Here is a 25,715-nt window from a genome sequence, read left to right as displayed (position 1 = left end):
AAGGGTGTCCTTCGCGGGGCGTATGTCAGATGAAAGGGTGACGGACGAGAAACTCGCTAAGTCACTGAGTCGCTAAATCACCTCTCACCACTTCCACCCCACGGTAGTGCCCGCGTAGAAATTGCGGCCGGGGGCGGGCTGGTAGTAGCGGTTGCCGAAGGCATTCAGGTCGTTGCCGAGGCCGTAGCGCCGGTCGGTGGCATTTTCGAGGCCGGCGTACACGTCTAATTCCAGGTGGGTGAGCAGCGTCTGGCGCCAGCCGCCGCGGGCGGCAAAGGCCCAGTAGCCGGGGGCGTAGACGGTGTTGGCGTCGTTGAGGGGCAGGCGCGCCTGGTGGCTGAGTGTGGGGCTAAGGTAGAAGCCCAGCGGCTCGGAAAAGTCGAGGCCAGCGCTGAGCGTGTGCGGAGCGGTGCCGGTGAGGCGGTTGCCGCTGAAGTTGTCGGCGTTCTGCTGGTAGTCCTGGAAGCGGAAGTGGTTGTAGGCGTAGCTGGTCCAGGCCCGGAGGCCGGTGGTCGTCAGCCCCGAAGTAGGCGCCACTTCGGCCGTTGTCGCCGGTTGCCAGAGCCAGCCACTGACGGCCGCCTCTACCCCGCGCTGGCGCGTGGAGCCGGAGTTGGCAAACAGCTGGGCGCCCTGCTCGTTGGTGCGCGTCACGATGGTCTGGCGCAGGCGGAAGTCGAAGGCGGCCACGTCGAACTGCAGGCGTTGGCCCAGGGCTTTGCCGCGGAAGCCCACCTCGTAGCTGGTGCCCCGCTCGGCCTGCAAATTCTGGTTGAGGCTGCCGTCGGAGGGGCGAATTTCCTCTTCCGTGGGGGGCGAAAAGCCCTGACTTACGCTGGCATAGGCCGAAATCAGGGGTGTAATTTCCTTAAGCAGCGCAACGCGGGGAGAAACTTCGGGCTCGAAGCGGCGCGGCGCCTCGTAACCAGCCGGGTTGATGGTGCCGCCTGGCAAACGCGTGATGCGGTAGGTGAGGCGGTTGTAGCTGGCGCCCACCGTGGCCAGCAGCCCGGCTGGCAACTCCAGCTCGGCCTGGGCAAACACGAAGCCCGTAGCCGTCCGGATGTCGTCGTCGTAGCGCAGGGGGCCGGGGCTGCCGGCGCGGTTCACGTAGTTGCGCGAGTTCTCGAAGCTGGTTTGCCACTCCCCGCCCCCGCTCAGGCGCAGCAGGCGTCCGGCCAGCACCCGCTGGTAGCCAAACACCGAGCGGCCGCCCCAGCCGACGGCCGTGTTGCGCTCATAGTCGACCAGAAACGGCGTGCGAATGGTCGTACCGGTGGTGTACAGCGTGGTTTTGTTGCTGAAAGCCGGCGTGAAGCGGTACTCGTGCGAAAGTCCCAGCAAGGCGGTGCGCGAGGCGTAGGCGGCCTGCTGCTGCACCGTGCCGGCGCTGGTGACCACGCCCGCACTGTTCACCGTGTTTGGCCGGGCCTGCCGGGGGTTCTGCTCGAACTGGGCCCGGGTGAGGCTGCCGGGCAGCTGGTAGCTGAGGTCGGTGTAGAGCAGGTGGGCGGCCACGGTACGCTTGTCGGAAGGCCGGAACTCGCCGTCCAGGGTCAGCACGTCGCGCAGGGCGGCGCTGTTTTCGCGGTAGCCGTCCACGCTCTGGTGCACGTACTGGGCCCGCACGCTGCTGTTGCCGGTGCTGGTTTCGGCGGCGGCCGAGTAGCGGCGTAGCCCGAAGCTGCCGGCCGTGGCACTCACCTGGGCCCGCGACTCGCCGGGGGCAGCCTGGCGGTTGGTCAGCAAAAGGGCCCCGCCGGTGCCGGCCCCGTACACGCTGGCCGTGGGCCCCTTCAGCACCTCGATGCGCCCGATGGTGGCCGGGTCGAGCAGGTTGAAGGGCGTGCTGCCGCTGGCTTCGGTGAAGGGAATATCGTGGTAGTACACCTTCACGTTGCGCACCCCAAACGGCGAGCGGAGCGTGCTGCCCCGCACGCTGATGCGGTAGCTGGCCGTGGCCCGCTCCTCCAGCCGCACGCCCGGCAGGGTGTTGACGGCCGCGGCCAACGACGATTGGTTGAACCGCTCGATGCCGCTGGCATCGAGCACGCTCACGCCGGCCGCCGTGCGCCGCAGCGGCAGGTTGGTGCCGTAGCCGATGACGGTGGCTTCGGGCAGCTTCACGGCGCGGGTGGTATCGGGAGTGGCGGGGGTTTGGGCCCGGGCCGGCAGGACCAGCAGGCTCAGGGGAAACAGCAATGAATATCGAACGGGCATACGCGCTTGGCAGGTCAGAGCCTTTGCAAACGGCAAAGCGGGCGGGATGTTTACGGGCGGGTACTTCGTAACAGTCGCTCGGCTATGCCGGGTGACGGCTACGGTTGAGCAGCTGCGCGGCGAATCCCGGCGCGCCAGCAGAACGGCCTAACGGCGCGGAACACTTGGGGCACAGCCCCTCAATAGGCGTCACGCGGCCCAGCCGAGCGACTGGGCAAGGATGCTTAGAGCCGAAGATTAAGCCGGGCTGCCTATCTTGAGCTCAGCCTGATTACCGTTCCGTTATTCTACCCTCCAGATTTGCTATGCACGCGCTTCGCCGCCACCGTCGCCACTTGCTGTTTCCGCCGGGCCTGTTGGCACTGGCGTTTCTGCTGTTGCTTGGCTGCGGGGTGCTGGGGCAGCAGGCGGGGCGGCTGAAGACCTACCATATTCTGCAGATTACCGTGCCCCCACCCGTGCCGGATGAAGAATATGCCGAACTAATGCCCGAGCCATATATGGCTCCGGTTGACTTAGAGGCATTTCGCCCCTGGCACACCGTCACCTTCACGGGCAATACCTGGCTGGACTATTTCAGCTTGTCCCAAGTCCAGGCTATTGCTCGAAAGCTGCACGATACCCCTGAACACGACCGTGGGTTACGAATCCGTTTCACGGAGCAGGCTACCTATGCAAGACTGGTGCAGTCTGTTGACTTCTTTAATGTAGTAGGCATAAAAAAGTACTGGCTGGATATGCGCCAGGAACCCACCACACTTTACACCTTCACTTCGAAGCCGCGCGGCATGCTGCCGGATTCAGGAAGAATGATGGACTGTGCCGGGATAGTTCTCATTGATTATATGCCTCCCGTAACTCCGGCTCCGACTTTCCTGCAGCAGTTTCTTGCCTTCTGGTCGGCGCTGTTTGCCCCCGGCACCTGGGCGCCGCTGCTCCACCCTTCTTGGCGCAACTCCCTGTACTTGCTGCTCCTGCTGAGTCTGGTTTCCGGCGGGCGGCTGTTCCGGCAGTGGCGGCGGGCCTGAAAACGGCAGGCCGGCTGGCATCAACTCAACCCGCGCCGCCCTCCCGTCGTCTAGCGGGTATGGTTTTACTTCGGCGCGGCGCGGCATTTCTGCTTTTTCTCGGCTCATTCACGGCTTGCGGGCAGGCCAACCGCATTGCGGACCGCAACAGCATCGGCTGGTTTGTGTATGAGGGCGACCATACGCTGGGCAAGCGCTGGACGCTGCACACCGAATACCAGTGGCGGCGCACCGAGTTTCTGACGAAGCCCCAGCAGCAGCTGGCTCGCCTGGGGGCGGCCTACCAGCTGCTGCCCCGCCTGAGCGTGGCGACCGGCTACACCAATCTGATTACCCGGCCCTACGGCGACTACCCCACCGCCGACACCGGCGTGCCGTTTCCCGAGCACCGCAGCTACCAGGACGTGCAGCTGAGCGACACGCTGGGCCGCACGACGCTGGCGCACCGCCTGCGGCTGGAGCAGCGCTGGCAGGGGCAGCTGGCCGAGGGCCAGGGCCGGGCCGTGCAAAGCTGGCAATACCAGAACCGCATCCGCTACCAGCTCTCGGCCGTGCTGCCGCTACGAGGCCCGCGCCTGAATGCCCGCGAGTGGTACCTGACGGGCTTCGACGAGGTATTTCTGAGCTTTGGGCGCAACGTGAGCAAGGTCTTCAATCAGAACCGTATTGCCGGCGGCTTGGGCTACCAGGTGCAGGACAACTTCCGCCTGGAGCTGCTCTACCTTAATCAGATAACCCAGCACGCGGAAGACGAGCCGGTTTCGGGCCGGCCGGTATTCGAGTTCAACCACGGCTTCCGGCTGGGCATCTCCTACGACCTGACGCTGGCCAAGTAGCGCGGCAATAGGAAGAGCAGTAGCGCGAACTGTGTAGTTCGCGTGCCAGAACGACCTAATGGCGTGGGCCACGCGAACTACACAGTTCGCGCTACTGCCGCGCTACTGACGTTCTGTAACCCTAACCCGCTGCCGGCGGTAAAGCAGAGCTGTATTCTTTCAACTATCCTGGTATGAAAATCCTGCTTCCCGGCTGCCTTACGGTAGCGGCTCTGCTTTCCGTGGCCTCGGCCCAGGCCCAGAACGATTATGAGAAGACCGTAAAAGACGGCTTCGCGGTCAACGTATTCAAGCCCGGCAAAGTCGAGGCTACCGACGCCTACATTGCCCAGCTCAAGGCCCCGGCCGGTTTCACGGTCACCAAATTCGCCGAGAAAACCGGCAACCCGCGCATGCTGGCCGTGGCCCCCAACGGCGACGTGTACGTCTCGGACCGCACGAAAGGCACCGTAATGGTCTTGCGCGACACGAACAAGGACGGTAAGTCGGACGTGATGAAGGAAGTAGCCAAGCGCCCCGATCTGCACGGCCTGGCTCTGAAAGATGGGAAGCTATACATCAGCGCCATCCGGGAGCTGTTCGTGGCCGACATCAAGGCCGACGGCACGCTGGGCGAGCTGAAAACCCTCTATAAAGACCTGCCCGACGCCGGCCAGCACCCCAACCGCACCCTGAACTTCGCCCCCGACGGCAAGCTCTACCTCTCGGTGGGCAGCACCTGCAACGCCTGCGACGAGCGCAACAAGGAACAGGCCACGCTACTGGTCGTGAATACCGACGGCTCGGGCCGGCGCGTGTTTGCCAAGGGCCTGCGCAACACCATCGGCTTCGGCTGGCACCCCAGCACCAAGGCCCTCTGGGGCTTCGACCACGGCATCGACTGGCTCGGTGACGAAGACCAGCGCGAGGAGCTGAACGAAATCAAGGAAGGCGCCGACTACGGCTGGCCCTACGTGTACGCCGACGGCAAAATCCCGCCCCACCCCCAGCCCGCCGACATGACGCCCGAGCAGTACGCGGCCAAAAGCGTGAAGCCCGTGCAGCTCTACGCCGCCCACGCCGCTCCGCTGGGCATGGTGTTCAACGAGGGCCAGCAGTTTCCGAAAGAGTACCAGAACGACGCCTTCGTGACCATGCACGGCTCCTGGAACCGTGCCCAGCCCTCGGGCTACCGCATCGTGCGCGTGAAGTACGACGCCCAGGGCAAGGCTACCGGCATCGAGGACTTCGTGACCGGCTGGCTGGTAAACAACAACAAGGAGCAGTTCGGGCGCGTCTGCGGCATTGCCCAGCACACCGACGGCTCTTTGCTGATTACGGATGACTCCAACGGGGTGATTTACCGGGTGGCCTATGCCGGCGGCAAGCCCGCGGAGAAGGCCAAAGCGAAGAAAGGCTAAGCTGGCATCAACTGCTAGGGAACCGTCATGTCGACCAGCGGGAGACATCTCGCGTGCTATGGTAATCCAGTTACTACTGCACGCGAGATGTCTCCCGTTGGTCGACATGACGTGCTTTTTACCTAATATCAGCACGCTTTTGGACGTTACTTGTTGGCCTAACTCTCCGCCTAGCCATGTTGCTCTACCCTGCTCGCCGCCACCGCCGGCCCCTACTGTTTCCGCCCGGCCTGCTGGCGCTGGGGTTTCTGCTGTTGCTGGGGTGCCAAGTACTCCGGCCTTGGTACCGGCAGTTAAAACCGCGGTATGTTTTGCAGCTCACTGTGCCGCCCAAGCCGGTATCCGACTATATTCTTCCACAATATGAGGAAGGTGAGAAGTTTGCAAAGCTTAATGGATTTACTCCTACTACCAACGAATACCTGCACCGATACTCCCAGCTAGCTTATTACCGCCCCTGGCAGGACTTCGCCTTCACCGGTATATCCGAGCAGGATGCGGCTATTGCGCGAGAAGCACAACAGGCTCTTCGGGCCATGCAGGCTGATACCTTACACGCCCAGGGCGTACGAATACGCTTTGGCGAACAAGCTACTTATGCTGGTCTGATTCGAGTGCTGGATTTGGCAAGTGCTATCGAGAGGCAGATGCTTGATCTTCATCATGAGCCGGCCACATTTTATGCCTTCACCGATGCGTACAAGCCGCCATCAAACGGTATAATGCTTGAGTGCGGCACTGATTATTATGACGTAATTGATAGAAAGCCAGCCGCTTCCTTCGAGGCTCAAATGCAAAACTGGCTCACCCGCTGGCAGCTAACCTGGCAGGAAGCCTTTTCCTCCTCCTGGCAACCTCCAATCCTGTTCCTGCTGGGAATTATAGCCGTAAGCAGCTGGAAAATGGCGCGGCGGTGGCACACGGCGTAGCTTTTGCGTGTTTCTTAGTCTAACATAGCCGTACTGCATGCCCGCCCTTTCCCCCGACCTGCGCAAAGCCCTCTTCAGCTTACCCCAAAAGGAAAAAGACCAGCTCCTGGCCCGCCTCGTGGCCCAGGATTCGGTCCTAACTGAGCAGCTGGCCTACCGCCTGCTCGAAGGCCCCGATGCGCTGGAAGACCGTCGCGCCCAGCTTCGCACCCAAATCGACGACCCGGTGCGCGGCTACCACCAGACGCCCAACGATTTGCTGGTCATTGTGCGGCAGCTGCAGGCCCGCATCGGCTACCACGCCAAGATTACGGAGGATGCCTTTGGAGAAGTCGAGCTAACCCTGCGGCTGCTGAATCGGGTATTTGAGCACCAGCCCCAGTTGGTAAACCGGCTGCACGGCCCCACCCAGCCCTTGCTGCAGCACCTGGCCAAGCGCACCCACGACGCCCTGCGCCAAACCGAAAAGCTCCACGCTGACTACCATGTGGAGCTGAGCAGCACCATTGAGGAAGTGTTGAGTCGGCTGTGGCAGTCGGGGGCGGCGCCGCTGGCCCGGGAGCTGGGCGTGCCCAAGTCGTTTGGGGTGTAGCTACTGGTTGTTTACACTGTCATCCTGAACTTTGCGAAGGACATTGCTCACCTATCCCACCGCAGTTTATAACAATGTGTAAAGCCCTTTCCTGCGACTTGTGGAAGAGGATTTTTCTGGTAAAAGGCCACTCAGCACATTTCAGAGGACGGATTGCCTCGGCTGCGCTTGGCAATAACACCATTTCACAATTTCACCTCCTATTCCAGCGCCCGAAACACGATGGGCAGCGTGTAGGCCACTTTCACCGGCTGGCCACCAACCTTGCCGGGGTTCCACCAGGGCATGATGCGCACCAGGCGCAGGGCTTCCTCGTCGAGGCCGTAGCCCAGGCCCTTCACCACTTTGGCGTCGAGAATGTGGCCCTGCTCATCGACCACGAAGCTGACGTGGACCTTGCCGGAGGCGCCGTGGCTGAGCGCGGCGGCCGGGTAGTTGATTTTGGCCCGCAGAAATTTGGTAAAGGCCGTTTCGCCCCCGGGGAAAGTGGGCATTTCCTCGGCCGTATGGTAGATAACCGGCACCACCGGGCTAGCCGAACTGGCCGTGCCGGCGCTGGAGCCGCTGTCGGTGAGGGCGGCCGTTAGGTGGCTTTGGGCAGCCGCGGGTACCGCAATCAACAATAAACAGGCAAGAGCGAGGAGCAGTCGGGGCATGACGGGGCGCGTATCGAACAGTGGCACAAAGCTATGCGCTGGCCTAAACAGGGCCGTAATGCTACCGTTATGCTTGTGTTGCCGTTGTGTTGGTAACATTGGCAGTATCCTTTGCCGCGAAAAAGCAGTACATTATTTCAACCAACCGCCCGGAGTCTTTTTCGCGCTTCCACCTAGCTTTCACCACCATGTCCAGTACTCCTCACCCCGACAAAATGCGCGTGCCCCAGCACCTGAGCGAAGCCGAGCTGCACCAGGCTCTGGATGAACTCGATGCCAAGATTAAAACCCTGCGCAACCGCGCCCACGCCACGGCCGCCAACTCCGAAAACACCTACCACGAGCACATTGCGGCTCTGGAGGTGAAGCGCGCCAAGCTGGCCGAGCTGGTCGGCCCCGCCGGCCGCCCCGCCCCCGACCGCCCCACCAGCACCTGGGACGAAATTCGGCGCGGCATCGACACGCTGCGCGAAGACCTGCGCAACATCATTTAACCCCACCCCATGAAATTATTTGTTCCGCTGCTGGCCCTGGCCGCTACTCTGCTGCTGCCGGCCTGCACCGCCCAGGAAAGCTTTCAGAACGCCGAAAACTGCGTCAAGGTGGAAATTGGGATGAGCGAGCAGCAGGTGCGCGGCATCATGGGCGCCCCCACGGGCGAAGACGCCGCCGAAGGCAGCGGCAAGACGTGGTCCTACCTCTTTGGCAGCGCCACTGACACCCAGCCCATCCGCATTCAGTTCGACGCCAGCGGCAAGGTAACCTCGGCTACCTGCGCGCCCGAAGCCTCGGGCTCGGAGCGGCCCACGGGCAACTAGCCCGGTTTCCGGCCCGGCCACGCGGCCCCGACTCCAGCACTGGAGTCGGGGCCGCGTGCATTTTGGGCAGTGCCATTCAGCCGGATTTAAAGCAGGTCAGCAGCCCGATTTACCGTTCGCCCAAATGTTGTTTCCAGCGGGCCGGCGCGACGCTAGGTTTGAGCCATCATTCACCACCAACCTAACCGCTACTCCAATGAACTTCGCCGCTACCCTCCGCCCCATCCTCGCCGCCCTGCTGCTAACCGCTGCTCCCCTCGCCGCTACGCAGGCCGCCGCCGGCCCCGCGGCCAGCCTCGCCTCCGCCGCCGATAACGCCGCGGCCCACCCCAGCTTCACGGTGAAGGTCGTGGGCAAAGGCCGGCCCATGCTGCTGATTCCGGGCCTGACCTGCCCCGGCGCCGTGTGGGACGAAACCGTGGCCCGCTACCAGAAGCAGTACCAGTGCCACATCGTGTCGTTGGCCGGCTTCGGCGGGCAGCCAGCCGCGGCTTCTACCCACGACTTCCTGCTGGGCGTGCGCGACCAGCTGCTGACCTACATCAAAGCCCAGAAGCTCAACAAGCCCGTCGTGGTGGGCCACAGCCTGGGTGGCTTTATGGGCCTCTGGCTGAGCACCACCCAGCCCGAAGCCGTGGGCCCGCTGGTTATCGTCGATTCGCTGCCCTTCATGTCGGCCATTCAAAACCCGAGCCTGACGGCCGAAACCGCCAAGCCCATGGCTGATGGTATGCGCCAGCAAATGCGCCAGGGCAAAATGCCGATGCCCGCCCAGCGGCAGATGGTAAGCAGCCTGGTAACCGATACGGCCCGCGTAACGCAGCTGGCGCGCTGGGGCCAGGCTTCCGACCCGGCCACCGTGGCCCAGGCCATGTACGATATGATGACCACCGACCTGCGCCAGGATCTGGCCCGCATTCAGCAGCCCACGCTGGTGCTGGGGGCCTGGGCGGCTTACCAGCAGTACGGCGCTACCAAGGAAAGCACCCGCGCCATCTTTGCCCAGCAGTTTGCCAAGCTGCCCCAGCACCGCATCGAAATGTCGGAAGCCGGCCGCCACTTCCTGATGTACGACGATACGCAGTGGTTCTTCGCCCAGACCGACGCCTTTTTGAAGCAGAATACGGTGGCGAAGAAGTAGGCTATTTGCCCGCTGTAAAAACCCAAAGCAAATCGTCATGCTGAGCTTGGCGAAGCATCTCTACTGCCACGGTAAATGAATTACCGCTGCGGGAGAGAGGCTTCGCCAAGCTCAGCACGACGTTCGATTCCTCCCTGCTTTCTTGTTCTCACCCACTCAAACGGCGCTATATTGCTTGCCTTATGGCCACTATTACTTCCCGCCCGCGCCTGTACTGGACCCTACAGATTATCTGCTGGGGCTTATATGCCCTGCTGGGTATCACCATTTACAAGGTAATGGGCAACCTGACCCCGCAGTATATGCTGGCGCAGGTCTGTATTGTAGCTCTGAATATCGGCACCTCTCACCTGCTGCGGGCCATCATCCGGCGGGGCGGGTGGCTACGGCTGCCGGTGCTGGCCGTGGTGCCCCGCCTGCTGGTCGTCAACTTCCTGCTGTCCCTGGTCACGCAGCTCGTGATTTCGGGTATTATGATGTTTGGGCTGCACATGTTCAAGCCCGCGGATTTTAGCTGGACCATGCTGCTGCTCTATACTTTCTACGGCAACTTCGTGTTCTGGCTCTGGTCGGTGCTCTACTTTGGCCTGCACTACCTCGACAGCTACAAGCAGGCCGAAGTGGACAAGTGGAAGCTGGCCGCCGCCGTGCAGGAAGCCGAGATGCGCATGCTCAAGGCCCAGATCAATCCGCACTTTATGTTCAACGGGCTCAACAACATCCGGGCGCTGGTGACGGAAAACCCGGCCCGGGCCCGCGACATGATTACCCATCTCTCCGACTTGCTGCGCTACTCCATCCAGCTCAACAGCACCGAGAAAGTAGCCCTGGCCCGGGAGGTGGAAATCGTGGAGCACTACCTGGCCCTGGAAGCCATGCAGCTGGAAGAGCGCCTGCACTACCGCCTGGAAGTAGCCCCCGACACCCTGAACGTGCTGATTCCGCCCATGACGCTGCAGCTGCTGGTCGAAAACGCCATCAAGCACGGCATTGCGCCCCGCCCCGAAGGCGGCCAGATCGAGCTGCTGGCCCGCCTCGACGGGGCGCAGCTGCACGTGACGGTACGCAACACCGGCCGCTACGCGCCCCGGCCCGGGCACGAGGGCGTGGGCGTGCGCAATGCCCGGGAGCGGCTGCAGCTGCTGTTTGGCTCCGCTGCCAGTCTCCGCCTGGCCAACGCCGACGATGCGGCCGAAACAGTGGTAGCCGAGCTGCGCCTGCCCGCCGGGCGCCTGCCCCAGGCCGTGCCAGCCACTGCTGCTGCGCTTTCCGCCTGAGTTTTTCTTTCTTTTATCCCCCTGATCCTACCCCTTTCCATGAATGCCCTGTTGGTTGACGATTCCCGCCTGGCCCGCACCGAGCTGCGCCACCTGCTGCAGGCGTTTCCCGAAGTAACCATCGTGGGCGAAGCCCGGCACGCGGCCGAGGCCCGCACCCGGATTGCCGAGCTGCGGCCCGAGCTGTTGTTTCTGGACATTCACATGCCCGGCGAAACCGGCTTCGAGCTGCTCGAATCGTTGGAGGCGGCCCCGCACGTCATTTTCACCACGGCCTACGACGAGTATGCCCTGCGGGCTTTCGAAGTCAACGCCCTCGACTATCTGCTCAAGCCCATCAGCGAAGCGCGGCTGGCGGCCTCTCTCGAAAAAGCCCGCGCCCAGCGCCTGGCGCCGGCTCTGGCCACTGCCGCCCTGCCCGATGAACCCGCCCCGGCCCCGCTCACGATGCAGGACCAGGTGTTCGTCAAGGACGGGGAGCGGTGCTGGTTTGTGCGCCTCTCCGACATCAAGCTGTTTGAAATCAACGGCAGCTACACCCAGATTTACTTCGAGCAGCACCGCCCCCTGATTCCGCGCACCTTGCAGCACCTGGAGGCCCGCCTCGACCCCAAAGTTTTTTTCCGGGCTAACCGCCAGCAGATCATCAACCTGAAATGGATTGACAGCATCGAGCCCTGGTTTAGCAACACGCTCAAAATAAAGCTGCGCGAAGGCCCGGAAGTGGAAGTTTCGCGCAAGCAGTCGGTGCTGTTCCGCGAGCTACTCAGCTTGTAGGAAGGAGGTTACTGTTCAGGCAGGCAGCCGGTTAGTTCGGGCCGGCGGCCAACTTCACCCGGGTGTGCTGCATCTTTTCTTTCTGATTATTAGTATACAACAAGGCAATAATCCAGCTTCGCCGAACGGGCTGTTCTCAGTTGCCTTTGCCATGAAAAAACTACTAAACATACTTGCCCTGGGCCTACTCATTACCACCGTTTCCTGTTCCCAGGACACCGTAAGACAAGGTGGTAATCCGAAGAAATACAAAACCTCCTACAGCGAAGCCTCCCGTCGCAACAACGATAAGTCGAGGTTTAAGAAGCGGCGCAGCCCCGGTTTCGGCGTCGATCTGAACGCCCGCAACCCGTACAAATCGGGGACGGTACCGGCCCCAAAAGACTACAAGTTCGACAACAAGCCCGGCAAGTAATTCTGTCTGGCCTCAACCGAAAAAGCCACGTCTGCTTAGCGCATGCGGGGCTTTTTTAGTGGGTACTTAATAGCTTTACAAAGCTGCCGGCTCCCGGAAGCCCACCCAGGTAAAGCGCTTGATGACAAACTCGGGATTGGTGAAGGAGGCGTTGCCGGCCGGGTTGCCGCCGGTTACGTGGAAGTCCGAGAAGCCTGCATTCTGGTTCACGTAGATGCCGCCGGTCAGGTTGAAGCTGACGGGCGTGCCCGCCAGGCTCATTTCGTCCATAATCTGCTCTTTCACCTGCTCATCGGTAGTATAAGCCCCGCAGCTGATGGCGCCGTATTCGCGGGCCAGGTGCGCCGCCAGCCGGATGCTTTCCTGCGTATCCTGGGTTTTGATAACCAGCATGATGGGCCCGAACAGCTCTTGGCTAAACTGCTCGATGCGGCTAGCCTCCACCTCATGAATGCTGGGCGAGCAGGTGCGCGCATTCTCGTACACGGGGTGAGCCACCGGGCCGTAGGGCAGAATGCTGCGGCCCCCATCCAGGGTCAGCTGCTGCACGCGGGCGTAGGTATCGGGGCTCTGAATGGCGCCCAGCACGTGGGGCCCGGCCTTAGGGTTGGAAGCCAGGCTCGTCACGGCGGCGGCCAGCTTTTGCACCACTTCCTCGTAGGGCACCACCTCGTCGCCGACTTTCACGCCCTGGGCCGGAATAAAGAAGTTCTGGGGCGCGGTGCACATCTGGCCCGAATACAGGCTCACCGAAAACGCGAGGTTCTGCGCCACCTTATCCAGGTCGTCGCAGGAATCGAGGATGACGGAATTCACGCCGGTTTTCTCGGTAAACACCGTTTTGCCCTTCAGATTCTCCAGGTACTCGCCAAACTGCGCCCCGCCGGTGTAGTCGATCAGCTTTACGGCGGGGCTTTCGGCCAGGTCCTTGGCAATCAGCCGGTCGGCAGCGTCTACGGCCAGCTGGCAGATGTTGGGGTCCAGGTCGTAGGCGGCCAGCACTTTCTGCACCTCGGCCACCACAATGGCAATGGGCAGCACGGCTTTGGGGTGGGGCTTCACCAGCACGGGGTTGCCGGTCACGAGGGAGGCAAACAGGCCCGGCACCGAGTTCCAGGTCGGGAAAGTAGAGCAGCCAATGACCAGCCCAACGCCCTTGGGCACAGCCCGCCAGGTTTTCAGCAGGGCCAGGTTGTACTTGCCCATGGGCTTTTCCCAGCGGGTTTCCTCCGGAAAGCGAGTCTGCTCCTCGTAGCCGGCGGCAATGGCCTCCAGGGCGCGGTCAGCGGCGTGGGGGCCGCTGGCCTGAAACGCCATCATAAACCCTTGCCCGGTGGTGTGCATAGTGGCGTAGGCAATTTCAAAGAACCGGTCCTTGATGCCGTCCAGCGCTTCGGTGAGCAGGGCCGCGCGCTGGGCCGGCTTCAGCTTGCGCCACTGGTCAAAGCTGGCCTGGGCGCGCTGCACCAGGGTTTCGGGCGAGAAGTACGGGTAGAGCACGCCCAGCGGCTGCTGCTCGTAGGGCGACTCCTCCTGCCCCACCCAATGCTCGGCGCCGGGCTGGAGCAGCTCACTGAAGCGCTGGTGGCGCTGGCGCTCAAAGGCTTCCCGCCCCAGCCGGTCGGCATCAGCCCCGTAGATTTCAGGCGAGGGGTTTTCGGGGAAAGCGGCAAAAAACGTGCGGCCGTGCAGGGCCCGGATGGCAGTATCAATCGTGTCCTGATGGCGTTGGGCGGGAAGCGTCATAACAACTTAAAGAAGAGACAAAAACGGGAGTTGGCGGGGAAATTGGCGAGGTTAATCGAAAACTGGCGGGAGCAGGTCAACAACTACATCTGAGCCGGGCTAAATTTACGTACCAGACCAGGAATTGCCCAGCTCACTGCTTATGCCCCAACTGCTACGTTTTCTATTGCTTTTTGGCCTACTTACCTGCTCCCTGCCCGGGGCGGCGCAGTTGGGGGCCCCGCAGCTGCCCGGCACGCTGGTGTTCAAGCTCAAGCCCGAATTCAAAGGCCTGGGCACGGCAAACGACGTGGCCAGCCCGGCCTTGCGGCAGGCCCTGGCGCAAATCGGAGCCTCCAGCATCCGGCAGAAATTTCCGCGTACCCTGCCTGCCAGTTCCGAAGTACCCGGCTCCGTCGATTTGCAGCTGGTGTATCAGATAACGCTCAAATCGGACATTGCCCTGGCCAAAGCCTACCGGACGCTGCTGCAAACGGGCGTGCTGGAATACGCCGAGCCCCTGAACTACCGCGCCCCGCTCTATCAGCCCAACGACCCGCTGTCCGACTCGACCAACGTGGCCGGACAGTTCTACCTAAAGAACATTCAGGCCTACCGCGCCTGGGACGTGACAAAGGGCGACACGAGCATCGTCATCGGCATCACCGACACGGGCACGCGCTACAGCCACGAGGACCTGCGCAACCAGCTCAAGAAAAACTACGCCGACCCCATCGACGGCATCGACAACGACAACGACGGCTACGTCGACAACTTCCGCGGCTGGGACGTGGCCGACAACGACAACGATGCCTCTATCAACATGGCCGTATTCCAGCCCGTGCACGGCATTCTGGTGACCGGCTGCGCCGTGGCCCAGCCCGACAATGGCGTGGGGCTGGCCGGCGTGGGCTTCAAGTGTAAGTACCTGCCGCTCAAGATTTACCCCAATACGGCTACCGGCAGCTTTGCCGGCTTCGAGGCCATCGTGTACGCCGCCGACCATGGCTGCCAGGTTATCAACGTATCGTGGGGCAGCCCCGGCAGCCGGTCGCAGTTCGAGCAGGACGTTATTACCTATGCCGCCGTCAACCGCAATGCCGTGGTGGTAGCTGCCGCCGGTAATACCAACGCTGAGCTTGATTTCTACCCAGCCAGCTACGACCACGTCGTTTCGGTGGCCGCCCTGGCCCCCAACGACGAGAAATCGGGCCCGGCCACCTACAGCAGCCGCGTTTCCCTGTCGGCGCCCGGCGAGCAGGTCTTGACCATTCTGGGCAACAACGACAGCGACTATTTCCCCGTGAACGGCTCCTCGTTTGCCGCCCCGCTGGTAGCCGGAGCCGCCGCCCTGGTGCGCACCCGCTTTCCGCAGTTCACTGCCGATCAGGTAGCGGCCCAGCTGCGCCAGACGGCCGACGACGTGTATAGCCTGCCCGGCAACACGACGCTGCGCGGCAAGCTGGGCACCGGGCGCCTGAATGTGTACCGGGCCGTTAGCCAGAATACCCAGCGCGAAGCCCGGATTCTGAGCAGTCAGCTGCTGCCCGCCCGCCAGGCCTACCAGCCCAACGACACGTTTCAAGTGGTAGTGGCCGTGCAGAATCTGTTGCAGCCCGTGGCGGGCCTGCAGGTCACGCTCACCTCCCTGTCGCCTTACCTGAGCGTGCGGCAGGGCATTTTTTCGGCCGGCACCCTGGCTACGCTGGCCCGCACCACCAACACGGCCGCGCCTTTTCGCTTGTCGGTAGCCGCCGCTGTGCCCATCAATACCCGCGCCGTGTTGCGCTACCGCCTCACGGCCGACAATGGCTACCAGACCGACCAGTTTCTGACCATCACGCTCAACCCCGACTACGTGGTGCTCAACGCCGGCGACCTGCACCTGACGCTGACCAGCCGCGGCAGCCTGGGCTACGACGGGCTGGGCTCGGACCTGGGCCAGAGCGTGACTTACAAAGGCAGCGCGCCCCTGCTCTACGAGGGAGGCCTGATGGTGGCCACCTCGCCCACGCGCGTGGCCGACCGGGTGCGTAATGAGCGGAACGCAGCCAGTGAGGATTTTTATTCTCGGAACCAGATTATGCTCAGCCGCCAGCCCCTGCGGGCCACCCAGGAGGCCCACGGCGTGTTTCAGGATTCGGTGCCCAGTGCCCGGCGCACCGGCACAGTCGGCGTGCAGATCCGGCAGCGCGGCTACGCCTGGTCATCGGCCGCCGACCGGGACTACGCCATTGTGGAATACCAGTTGAAAAACATAACTCCCGACACGCTGAAGCCTTTGTACGCGGGCCTGTTCATGGACTGGGACCTGCTGCCCGAAGCCAGCCGCAACGCCGCGGCCTGGGACTCGGTGCGCGCTTTGGGCTACGTGTACGACCGGGAAAACCCTACGGTCTATACCGGCGTGAAGCTGCTGCAGGGCGGCTCGGCTACCTGCTATTCCATCAACAACAATGCCCCGGCCGGAACGCCGGTGCGGTTGGGTGACGGGTTCAGTAGCGCCGAAAAATTTCTTACCCTGAGCAACAAAGCCCGCCAGAGCACAGTGGGCGTCACCACGGGCACCGACGTATCGCAGGTAGTGGGCGCGGCCCTGGGCCGCCTGGCCCCCGGCGACTCCGCCGTCGTAGCCTTCGCCGTGCTCGGCGCACCGACACTCTCTGCTCTCCAAACCGCTGCTGATGCCGCGCAGGCCCGCTACAACCTGGTGCTGCCCACCCGGCTGGCCCGGACGCAGGCCAACTGGCAAGTTTATCCCAACCCGGCCCGGACTCACGTGTGGGTCGAGATACCTGGGAACCCAGACGCTACCCAGCTGACGCTGCTTACGGCTATGGGGCAGGTGGTTGCGCAGCAAGCCATGGCCGGCGCACGCAGCCGGGTCGATGTAGGCGGCCTGCCCGCCGGCATCTACTTGCTGCGGGTTACGGGGCCGGCGGGGGTATGGTCGCGCCGCGTGGTTATAGGCACTGAATAAGCCAGCAATAGCTACTTGTTGGCATGCGCACAAAAAAACCGCTCGCCCTGTTACGGGCGAGCGGTTTTTTGTGCGCATGCTTATTGGTGAATCAGAGAGCCAAAGCCAGCCACTCTTCGTCGGTCAGGCCATAATCGGCGGGGTTGGCGCGTAGCAGTTGGTGGCGGTCCAGCAGTTCAGCTACCGGGCGTGGCACCACCAGAAAGTGGCGGGCCATGTTTTCCAAGGCTTTACGCCCGCGCCGAATCCAAAAAGTGCCCCGGGCCGGATGTAGCTGCACGGTAGGGTCAACCACAAGGGCAGCCTGCAGCCATTCATCGGCCGGAGCCACGGTCGTATTCTGGCTACCCCCGAGCTCCTGGCGCAGGAACTGAACAAAGCGGCTTTGCAAAGCCGTGGGCAAGGAAGAGAACAGGCAAGGTGCGGTGGTGTTCATAACGGAGCAGACTATCAGAGGGAAGGACAGTATCCGATACGGATGGCGGCCGTTAGGGATGCAGTAAGATGACGAGAATCTGCGGAGAAATAAGTAAAAATTACGCAGTAACTCAACAGTTGTTCTGCGCAGCCGGACGGTGGCAGTAGGAGTTGGCCATATATTTTCGTTTGCCCCTTCACTAGCAAAATAAAAACCCGTTGGCAGTCCATAGATAATCATTTGGCTATCAGCCACTCGTATTGAAAAAGCGCTGATTGCTAATTTATTTAGTACACATGATAGTGTACGGCCTATAAAAGTTCCTTTTCAAATGAATTTAATACAAGCTCTTCTACACTTTAATATGTTTTTAATCCTATCAACAGAAGCAATGCACGTACATTTCCTTTATTTTTTTCTACCTAATATTTTTAGTTAAAAAATAATATTCGTATTTTTGGATATGCGCAGAACGAAGAAGACCAGCCTTCCTTTTCCTCTCCCCATGCAGCAGTATGCCCGCTGCATTGATGCCACCAGCCGCCCCACCGACCACATCGGTGACTGGCCCGAAACGGGTTCGGTATATCCCGTGCAGTATCGGCCCAATGCCCGCACCGGCCAGCTTCAGGTTCACGTCCTGGGCTTTTATGCCGAGCGGCCCTACGGCGCTTTCAACTGTCAGCGGTTTGAGCCGGTAGCCCATATCTGGCTCAACTAAAACGTGGCGGTATATCCTCCATCAGCCACCCCCCGGGGTGGCTTTTTTGTTGCCCTATATTTCGTCGCTGGCCCCATGCACGCGCTGTATCCGTTGCCGGCCAGCCTGGCAACGTTGGCTACTCCTGCTACATTTACGGGCCTTTTCCTGCCTTGCCTTATGTCACAGCCCACCGCTGCCGAGCAGCTTTACAGCATTCCGGCCCCTTACCGTCGCATGGAAAACATGCACATTCTGTTCTGGCTACTCAAAGACATCGGCTGGTGCATGATCTGGAAGCCGCTGGGCATCGCCATGGTATTTCCCACGCTTATTATTGCTTTACTCATCACCTGGCGCACGCGCGACATCAAGGCTGAGCTGGCCCACAACCTGGCCATCGTTTTCTGGATTTCGGCCAACTCCTACTGGATGATCAGCGAGTTTGTGGGCTTCGACACCGTGCGCGTGTGGGGCAGCCTGACGGGCAAGCACCTGGCCCTTATCCCCTTCCTCACCGGCCTTGGCATTCTGCTCTATTACTATCTCGTGCAGAAGCCCCGCGAAACTCGTGGCGAGCAGCCGCTACGCTGTAGCAAAGACCGTTAAGCCCTGTTGAAAAACGGGAGCCGCCGCAACTGCTTGCCCTGACCAGGAAAGCAGTTGCGGCGGCTCCCGTTTTTCTGGCCACTTAGCCCGGCATCGTACGCCGCAGCTGCCCGAGCGCCAGTAGCAGCCCCGCGGCCAGCAGTAGCCACACTTCCTCGTCGATGGGCACGTTGGTGGGCACATCGTCACTGCTTTCATCAATATCCAGGGCAGCATTAGCATTCATCACCTGATTCTGCTTACGATTCAGGGCGGCTTTTTGCGCGTCATTTTCCAGGGCCAGATAAGCGGTGAGCGGCGTCATGATGCCCGCCCGGAAGCTGGCCCGCAGGAAAGGTACGCGCTGCTCGTCGGTGGCTTCGGGATGAAAAGCCTGCCACTGCTGGTAGCCGTGGAGCAGCAGGCCGGTGTGCCACCGGCTGCCCCCTGCCCCCGGCTGCGGCACGGCCAACTGCGCCTGATTGAGCACGATATCAGCCTTGCCATTGTCGGGCAGGTAGGCGCGGGGCCGGGCGGTACCCGGCCAGGCCCTCACTTGCCGGGGCTGAGCCGGATACGCGGCTACCGGCATCGCGGCGCGTGAGTTCTGGCGCAGCGAATGCGCGGCCAGACTACCATCAGCAGCCAGCACGTAGAACTGGTCATTTTCTGGATAGGCGCTACTAAGCTCGGCCTTGCTGAAATCGTCTGTTACCACCACAATTATCGGATACTCCGGCCCGGGGTGCTGCCAGGCCTCAAAGAGCAACTGGCGCAAGGCCCCATCCAGATAAAACCCACCCCGGCTTTGGTGCCGGGCTGCCTCACCCGGCCACTCAGCGGGAGTTTTGACCGGCGTAGCGTAGGCATCAACCAAGGTAAAGCGGGCGTGCGGGTTGGCGGCTTCCTGCGCAAACACCCTGTCAATACGCCGGGCGTAAGCGGCTTTTGGTTTCCCCCCAGCCGTGGATACATCCAGCAGGAAATGGTAATACGGCGTGCGGCGCACCAATGGCAGCCGCTGTTTGGCGGCTGCATTCACGTACGTTACTTCTTCCTGGCCCGACGTGGTTACCGGGGTTAGCAGCGGCCGGGCAGTAGAGTCGCCGAGCGTGATGCGCCGGCCATCAACGGTGAGTACAACGGGCTCCTTGTGCAGCAGCTGGATACCGGAGGTACGAGCCACCTGCTGCACGACTGGGTACACCCGCAGGCCAACGCGGCCGGCCTCGTCGTAGGCCAGCAGGCCAGGGTCTTTTACCTGGGTTTCGTTCACAATCTGAGCATACACCCAGGCCGCCGACTTTTTCTCCGCCAGGATACCCGGTTCCCGCCGACCGTTGATGTCGAGGTAATAGCTGCCCACCCAGCAGCCCGCCGGCAGTTCCAGGGTTGTGGTATATTCCCCGGCTCTAAGGCTGGTATCGGTATTAGCTACTTTTAAGTCGAGCCAGCTCACCCAGGCTTGCTGGCGGGGGTCGTAGTGGCTGCGGCTAGTGAGGGCCGCTAGTGCGGGGCGGGCCTCACTGGCCGTGTTGGCCGTAAAGTTGCGCTGCTCGAAATCGGCTGGAACAGGTGCTGAACCGAGAAAAACCTGCTCCAGGGAGGCAATCTTGTCGTCGGACAAGGTCAGGTTATCGAGCACCAGCCAGTTGAAATACGTGGATAGAAAGGGCACGTGGCTTCCCAGCGAGAAGCCAGACTGCTGCTCTTTATGCTGCTTGATGATGTTTAGGGTGCTGGCCAGCGCCTGGGCGTCGAGGCTATATGTCCGGCCGTAGTCGGGGTTGTAGCGGTACGCCAAGGCCTCGTGCAGCACCCAGCGGTTGTGCACGTAGCGGCCCGTAATGATGAGCGGCAGCGTGAGGGCACCGGCCACCAGCCCGGCCCGGAGCCAGCGCCGGGAAAAAAAACCCTCCAGATACTCCAGGTCGGCGCCCAACTCGCGCACATGTATCACCAGCAGGATCAGGGGAGTAAGCATCAGAAAGCCAAGCCCAATGAGGATAATGCCCAAAATGGACAGCGGCAGATACGGCAGAAAAACGATGAAGAAGTACAAAGTGTAGCTCAGCAGCACGCTGCGCCCCAGAAATACCGTCAGGCGCCACCACCGCTTGGGCTGGTCGGGGATGCAGAGCATCATGCCGTTGAGCACCGCCAGAATATAAAACCAGGGGTCGTTAAAATTTCCAAACACGCCTTCCTCCCGGTGTTGGCCGCCACCGCCGGAGCTGCCCCAGAAAAAACCATTGTTTACCAGCAGGCCCATCAGCGGCAGCAGCAACCCTACCAGGAGCTTCCAGATGAAGTTAAACTCGGCGTCTTCGGCCCGCTTCAAACTCAGAATGTAGGCTCCACGGACCAGGAAAAACAGAAACACCAGCACGCCCAGACTGAACGAAGCGGTCAGGGCCGCATCCCAAAGCCAGGAAGTATGCCCGCTCTGCACGGCCGAGAAAGGCACCAGCAGGAGAATATACCAGGCCAGCGGCCCGACAAAAGCCAGCAAAAAATTGATACCGGCCCCGTGGGTACGGCCGGGAGGTGTGAATTGGACAACCAGCGTGAACAGCGCGTGGGCCAGCGTAGGCATTACAAAGGTGGCCACGTAGAGAAGTAACTCGGTGGGCACCATCCAGCGCGGCACTTCCCGGGGCAGGATCTGATTGTCGTACTTCAGATACAGCAGCAGGAAAGCCGAATACGCCAGCAGTGCTACGATACTATAGACCTTCCCTACGGACTCGCCCCGCCGGATCTGGACCACGGCATACCCCAGCGTACTTACGCCCAACACCGCCAGCGTAAGGCCAAACCAGCGCCACAGCTCCAAACTCTGGGGCGGTATCAGGGACTGCACCACCGTAAACTCGCCGTAGCACAGCGCCGCCAGCAGCACAAGGGGTAGCGTATTGAGCAGCAGAAGCCACTTCGGATTCAGAAGATTGCGCATACAGGTTGGGCTGACAGATTCAGTCCTGTCGTCAATGGGTCAAACTTATATCAAAGAACTTTGTAATACAAAGTATATTTCCAAAGCGCTAGGTTCTCCCTATCCGGTTCAGTGATGAAAGCACCGGGTGGCACCGCTGCCGGAGAGGCCTTGGGCTCCGCAAACTAGTTAGGGCTTAATTGAACATACTCCTTCCTCTTGCTGGATTCTGCCGGGGCTTAAAAGGTCGCAACCATAATGTGAAGCAAACAAAAAGGCCGCCTCAGGAGCTGAGGCGGCCTTTTTTATCGGTACCAGAACCAGAATTACTTCTGCGACAACTGAGCCGAACCCGACTCTTTCAAGCGGATCAGGTTCAGAGCCGAGCCGGCTTTGAACCACTCGATCTGCCCCTCGTTGTAGGTATGGTTCAGATAGATAAGGTCCGTGTCGCCGTCGGTGTGGTGCAGGCGGGCCTGCAGCGGCTTACCGGGGGCAAACGTGGTCAGGCCGAGAATGTCGATGGTGTCGCCTTCCTCAATCAGGTCGTAGTCGGCCTTGTTGGCAAAGGTCAGACCCAGCATCCCCTGCTTTTTCAGGTTAGTTTCGTGAATACGCGCGAAGCTCTTCACAATGACGGCCCGCACGCCGAGGTGGCGGGGTTCCATGGCCGCATGCTCGCGCGAGGAGCCTTCGCCGTAGTTCTCGTCGCCAATTACCACCGTGCCGATACCCATCGACTTGTAGTTACGGGCAACCTGGGGAACGGTATTGTACGTGTCACCCTGGGCCACGAAATCCCGAACCTTGTTGGCTTCACCGTTAAACGCGTTGGTAGCGCCGATGAGCATATTGTTCGAGATGTTGTCGAGGTGGCCGCGGTATTTGAGCCACGGGCCGGCCATCGAAATGTGGTCGGTGGTGCACTTGCCCTGGGCCTTGATGAGCAGACGCAGACCCATCAGGTCGGTGCCTTCCCATGGCTTGAAGGGGTCGAGCAGCTCCAGACGATCCGACGTGGGGTCAACGAGCACCTGCACGCCCGTGCCATCTTCGGCGGGCGCCTGGTAGCCGGCATCTTCCACGGCGTAGCCCTGGGGTGGCATTTCCAGACCCTGAGGCTCGTCGAGCTTCACCTGGTGGCCGTCTTTGCTGGTAAGCGTGTCGGTGAGCGGGTTGAAGGTCAAGTCACCGGCAATGGCGAAAGCCGTTACGATTTCGGGCGAGGCCACGAAAGCGTGGGTGTTCGGGTTGCCGTCGTTGCGCTTGGCAAAGTTGCGGTTGAACGAGGTGATAATCGAGTTGCGACGCTTGGGGTCGTCGGTGTGGCGGGCCCACTGGCCGATGCAGGGGCCGCAGGCATTGGCCAGCACCACGCCGCCCATCTGGGCAAAGGTGTCGAGCAGACCGTCGCGCTCCACGGTGTAGCGCACCAGCTCCGAGCCGGGCGTTACGGTGAATTCGGCGTTTACCGCCAGGCCTTTCGATACGGCCTGCTTGGCAATGGAAGCGGCACGGGTGATGTCCTCGTACGACGAGTTCGTGCACGAGCCGATCAGGCCTACTTCCAGCTTCTCGGGCCAGCCATGCTCACGCACGGCGGCGGCGAACTGCGAAATCGGCCAGGCGGCGTCCGGTGTGAACGGACCGTTCACGTAGGGCTCCAGCGTGGAGAGGTCAATTTCGATGAGCTGGTCGTAGTAGGCTTCGGGGTTGGCATACACCTCGTCGTCGGCGCGCAGGTGGTGCGCTACGGCCGCGGCGGCCGTGGCAATATCGGCGCGCTCGGTGCCGCGCAGATAGTCCCCCATCTTCTCATCGTAGCTGAATACCGAAGTGGTAGCCCCGATTTCCGCACCCATGTTGCAGATGGTGCCTTTGCCGGTGGCCGAGAGGCTGTTGGCACCCTCGCCGAAGTATTCCACGATGGCACCAGTACCGCCTTTTACGGTCAGGATGCCGGCTACGCGCAGGATTACGTCTTTGGCCGAGGTCCAGCCATTCATCTTACCGGTCAGCTTAACGCCGATTACTTTCGGGAATTTCAGCTCCCAGGCCATGCCGGCCATTACGTCCACGGCATCAGCGCCACCGACACCGATGGCAATCATGCCCAGGCCGCCGGCGTTGGGCGTGTGGGAGTCGGTGCCGATCATCATGCCGCCGGGGAAGGCGTAGTTTTCGAGCACTACCTGGTGAATAATACCGGCGCCGGGCTTCCAGAAGCCGATGCCGTATTTATTGGAAACCGAAGCCAGGAAGTCATATACTTCGCGGTTTTCGTCGTTGGCCACGGCCAAGTCCTCATTGGCGCCGTCGCGGGCCTGGATGAGGTGGTCGCAGTGCACGGTGCTCGGAACAGCCACCTGGGGCTTGCCGGCTTGCATAAACTGCAGCAGCGCCATCTGGGCGGTGGCGTCCTGCATTGCGACACGGTCGGGGGCAAAATCGACGTAGGAAACGCCCCGCTCGAACGACTGAGTTACGTTACCGCCATACAAGTGAGCGTACAGGATTTTCTCGGTCAGCGTGAGCGGGCGGCCAACAGCGGTACGAGCAGCTTCAATCCGCTGGCCCATACCGGCATACACGGCCTGAATCATTTCTAAGTCAAACGCCATAGTCAGAAGGGAAAAAGTGAAATAGGTAAGGCTCCGAAGAGCAGGTACGCAAATATAGGCGGCAGTCGTTGCGCTACCCAAAATTTATCTGAGCCGCCTATCTTTAAAACCAAGTACGCCCATTAGTAGTTTTGGGCCGAATTACCTTTTCTACTTCTATGTCCTTTCCTATTTCTTTCCGCCCCCTCGCCGCGGGCCTCGGCCTGGCGCTGGCCTTGGGTTCGTGCCAGTCCAATTCCAAACCCGAAGCTGCCGACGGCGGTGGCGACTTGATGGAGGTGGGCAGCGCCAATGCCCTTTCGGCCGGCACCTGGCGCGGCGTGCTCTCGGCCCAGGGTCAGGAAATTCCCTTCCTGTTCGACGTGGCCCAGGACGGCGGCAAGCCCACCGTAACGCTGCGCAACGGGGAGGAGCGCCTCAAGCTCGACGAAATAAGCACGGCCGGCGACTCGACCACCATCCGGCTGGGCGTATTTGATGCGGCCCTGGTGGTGCGGGCCGATGGGGAAGGCCAGCTGAGAGGCGCCTGGGTGAAGTACGACGGCAAGGAGCCTTACCGGATGCCGTTTCGGGCCACCAAAGGCGAGGAGCCGCTGTTTCCGGTCATGGCCGACCGCAAAATCGTGTCGTTCGACGGCACCTGGAAAGTGACCTTCAAGGGTGACGACGGCGAAACCTACCCGGCCGTGGGCGTTTTCAAGCAGGAGGGCCAAAACATCACCGGCACGTTCCTGACCACCACCGGTGACTACCGCTACCTGGCTGGCCAGGTGGATGGCAACGTCATGAAGCTCTCGACGTTCGATGGCAGCCACGGTTTCCTGTTCACCGGCAAAAACCCGAACGAAACCGACACCAAGGCCACGGCCATCAGCGGCGACTTTTACTCGGGCAAGAAAGGCCACGAAACCTGGACCGCCGTGCCCGACCCCAACGCCAAGCTGCCCGACGCCAATTCCCTGACCGGTATGAAACCCGGCCAGAAAAAGCTCGACTTCAAGTTCCCCAGCATTTACGAGGGCGGTGCCATCTCCCCTTCCGACCCCAAGTACAAGGGCAAGGTGGTCGTCATCCAGATTCTGGGCTCGTGGTGCCCCAACTGCATGGACGAAACCAACTTCCTGGCCCCCTGGTACGAGAAGAACAAGAGCCGCGGCGTGGAAATCATCGGCCTGGGCTACGAGCGTACTCCCGACCAGACGCTGGCCGCCAAGAAGCTGCTGAAGATGAAGGAGCGCATGAACGTGGGCTACGACCTAGCCGTAGCCGGCATTGCCGACAAGGATGCCGCCGCCAAGTCGCTGCCGCAGCTGCAGAGCGTACTGGCCTTCCCCACCACTATTTTCCTGGACAAGAAAGGCGAGGTGCGCAAGATTCACACCGGCTTCTCTGGCCCCGGCACCGGCAAGTATTACCAGGAGGAAATTGCCGACTTCAACAAAACGGTGGACATGCTGCTGAAGGAATAATTGTTAATGTGCTGATGCCCAACCCATCCTTGCGAGGCGTAGCCGTGGCACCCGCGGGACAGCGCCGCTACTCCGTCCGCTGTGTAGCACGACCTGCTCTTTTACCAGAAAGCCCTTTCCTACGCATGTGGGAAAGGGCTTTTCAGCGAAGGAAGCTTTCTACATTTCAGAGGACGGATTGACGCCGCTT

Annotated in this window: 21 protein-coding genes; 15 read left to right on the top strand and 6 right to left on the bottom strand. The window is 61.4% G+C overall.

What is annotated here, in order from left to right; all coding sequences use genetic code 11:
• Window positions 1–84: 84 nt before the first annotated feature.
• A complete protein-coding gene (locus LGH70_RS09855; RefSeq protein ID WP_226185064.1) occupies window positions 85–2,220 on the bottom strand; it encodes a TonB-dependent receptor in 2,136 nt (711 codons plus the stop codon).
• Between the two features lie 356 nt (window positions 2,221–2,576).
• Between LGH70_RS09855 and LGH70_RS09850 the strand changes: the two genes are divergently transcribed.
• The 5 genes from LGH70_RS09850 to LGH70_RS09830 all read left to right on the top strand — a co-directional run bounded on the left by LGH70_RS09850 (window position 2,577) and on the right by LGH70_RS09830 (window position 7,005).
• Complete coding sequence (locus LGH70_RS09850) at window positions 2,577–3,248, top strand: hypothetical protein (RefSeq protein ID WP_226185063.1); 672 nt, start codon at window positions 2,577–2,579, stop codon at window positions 3,246–3,248.
• Window positions 3,249–3,307: 59 nt separating this feature from the next.
• A complete protein-coding gene (locus LGH70_RS09845) occupies window positions 3,308–4,084 on the top strand; it encodes a DUF2490 domain-containing protein (protein WP_226185062.1) in 777 nt (258 codons plus the stop codon).
• 173 nt (window positions 4,085–4,257) lie between these two features.
• Entirely contained in the window at window positions 4,258–5,484 is a 1,227-nt protein-coding gene (locus LGH70_RS09840) for a PQQ-dependent sugar dehydrogenase (RefSeq protein WP_226185061.1), read from the top strand.
• A 176-nt stretch (window positions 5,485–5,660) separates the two neighbouring features.
• On the top strand, window positions 5,661–6,413 hold the full coding sequence (locus tag LGH70_RS09835; RefSeq protein ID WP_226185060.1) for a hypothetical protein: 753 nt from the start codon (window positions 5,661–5,663) through the stop codon (window positions 6,411–6,413).
• A gap of 37 nt (window positions 6,414–6,450) precedes the next feature.
• Complete coding sequence (locus LGH70_RS09830; RefSeq protein WP_226185059.1) at window positions 6,451–7,005, top strand: hypothetical protein; 555 nt, start codon at window positions 6,451–6,453, stop codon at window positions 7,003–7,005.
• Window positions 7,006–7,205: 200 nt separating this feature from the next.
• Here the strand turns inward: LGH70_RS09830 and LGH70_RS09825 are convergent, their stop codons facing one another.
• A complete protein-coding gene (locus tag LGH70_RS09825; RefSeq protein ID WP_226185058.1) occupies window positions 7,206–7,625 on the bottom strand; it encodes an energy transducer TonB in 420 nt (139 codons plus the stop codon).
• A 224-nt stretch (window positions 7,626–7,849) separates the two neighbouring features.
• Here LGH70_RS09825 and LGH70_RS09820 point away from each other — a divergent pair, with 224 nt between their 5' ends.
• The 6 genes from LGH70_RS09820 to LGH70_RS09795 all read left to right on the top strand — a co-directional run bounded on the left by LGH70_RS09820 (window position 7,850) and on the right by LGH70_RS09795 (window position 12,089).
• Entirely contained in the window at window positions 7,850–8,155 is a 306-nt protein-coding gene (locus LGH70_RS09820; protein ID WP_226185057.1) for a hypothetical protein, read from the top strand.
• Window positions 8,156–8,164: 9 nt separating this feature from the next.
• Entirely contained in the window at window positions 8,165–8,479 is a 315-nt protein-coding gene (gene bamE / locus LGH70_RS09815; RefSeq protein WP_226185056.1) for an outer membrane protein assembly factor BamE domain-containing protein, read from the top strand.
• 124 nt (window positions 8,480–8,603) lie between these two features.
• Window positions 8,604–9,620 carry an alpha/beta fold hydrolase gene (locus tag LGH70_RS09810; protein WP_226185055.1) on the top strand — a complete coding sequence of 339 codons (1,017 nt, stop codon included), beginning with the start codon at window positions 8,604–8,606 and terminating at the stop codon, window positions 9,618–9,620.
• A gap of 182 nt (window positions 9,621–9,802) precedes the next feature.
• Entirely contained in the window at window positions 9,803–10,897 is a 1,095-nt protein-coding gene (locus LGH70_RS09805) for a sensor histidine kinase (RefSeq protein ID WP_226185054.1), read from the top strand.
• Between the two features lie 39 nt (window positions 10,898–10,936).
• Window positions 10,937–11,674, top strand: a complete 738-nt coding sequence (locus LGH70_RS09800) for a LytR/AlgR family response regulator transcription factor (RefSeq protein WP_226185053.1) — start codon at window positions 10,937–10,939, stop codon at window positions 11,672–11,674.
• A 151-nt stretch (window positions 11,675–11,825) separates the two neighbouring features.
• Window positions 11,826–12,089 (top strand): hypothetical protein, encoded by a 264-nt coding sequence (locus LGH70_RS09795; protein WP_226185052.1) that lies wholly within the window; start codon window positions 11,826–11,828, stop codon window positions 12,087–12,089.
• A 75-nt stretch (window positions 12,090–12,164) separates the two neighbouring features.
• On the opposite strand, the gene paaN is transcribed toward LGH70_RS09795, so the two are convergent.
• The gene (paaN, locus tag LGH70_RS09790; protein ID WP_226185051.1) at window positions 12,165–13,835 is read right to left on the bottom strand and encodes a phenylacetic acid degradation protein PaaN; all 1,671 of its coding nucleotides are present in this window, start codon (window positions 13,833–13,835) and stop codon (window positions 12,165–12,167) included.
• Window positions 13,836–13,977: 142 nt separating this feature from the next.
• Here paaN and LGH70_RS09785 point away from each other — a divergent pair, with 142 nt between their 5' ends.
• The gene (locus tag LGH70_RS09785; protein ID WP_226185050.1) at window positions 13,978–16,794 is read left to right on the top strand and encodes a S8 family peptidase; all 2,817 of its coding nucleotides are present in this window, start codon (window positions 13,978–13,980) and stop codon (window positions 16,792–16,794) included.
• 91 nt (window positions 16,795–16,885) lie between these two features.
• On the opposite strand, the gene LGH70_RS09780 is transcribed toward LGH70_RS09785, so the two are convergent.
• The gene (locus tag LGH70_RS09780; RefSeq protein ID WP_226185049.1) at window positions 16,886–17,230 is read right to left on the bottom strand and encodes a hypothetical protein; all 345 of its coding nucleotides are present in this window, start codon (window positions 17,228–17,230) and stop codon (window positions 16,886–16,888) included.
• Window positions 17,231–17,717: 487 nt separating this feature from the next.
• On the opposite strand from LGH70_RS09780, the gene LGH70_RS09775 reads away from it, so the two are divergent.
• Window positions 17,718–17,933 carry a hypothetical protein gene (locus LGH70_RS09775; RefSeq protein ID WP_226185048.1) on the top strand — a complete coding sequence of 72 codons (216 nt, stop codon included), beginning with the start codon at window positions 17,718–17,720 and terminating at the stop codon, window positions 17,931–17,933.
• Between the two features lie 159 nt (window positions 17,934–18,092).
• Window positions 18,093–18,521 (top strand): hypothetical protein, encoded by a 429-nt coding sequence (locus tag LGH70_RS09770; RefSeq protein ID WP_226185047.1) that lies wholly within the window; start codon window positions 18,093–18,095, stop codon window positions 18,519–18,521.
• An 82-nt stretch (window positions 18,522–18,603) separates the two neighbouring features.
• On the opposite strand, the gene LGH70_RS09765 is transcribed toward LGH70_RS09770, so the two are convergent.
• The gene (locus tag LGH70_RS09765) at window positions 18,604–21,456 is read right to left on the bottom strand and encodes an MSEP-CTERM sorting domain-containing protein (RefSeq protein ID WP_226185046.1); all 2,853 of its coding nucleotides are present in this window, start codon (window positions 21,454–21,456) and stop codon (window positions 18,604–18,606) included.
• Window positions 21,457–21,761: 305 nt separating this feature from the next.
• Window positions 21,762–24,056 carry an aconitate hydratase gene (locus LGH70_RS09760; protein WP_226185045.1) on the bottom strand — a complete coding sequence of 765 codons (2,295 nt, stop codon included), beginning with the start codon at window positions 24,054–24,056 and terminating at the stop codon, window positions 21,762–21,764.
• A 158-nt stretch (window positions 24,057–24,214) separates the two neighbouring features.
• Between LGH70_RS09760 and LGH70_RS09755 the strand changes: the two genes are divergently transcribed.
• Window positions 24,215–25,525: a peroxiredoxin family protein gene (locus LGH70_RS09755; protein WP_226185044.1), complete on the top strand. Its 1,311-nt coding sequence runs from the start codon at window positions 24,215–24,217 to the stop codon at window positions 25,523–25,525.
• Window positions 25,526–25,715: the final 190 nt, after the last annotated feature.

The sequence above is a fragment of the Hymenobacter nitidus genome, assembly GCF_020447315.1.
GTDB classification, from domain to species: domain Bacteria; phylum Bacteroidota; class Bacteroidia; order Cytophagales; family Hymenobacteraceae; genus Hymenobacter; species Hymenobacter nitidus.
This window is presented reverse-complemented; position numbering and strand designations above follow the sequence as displayed.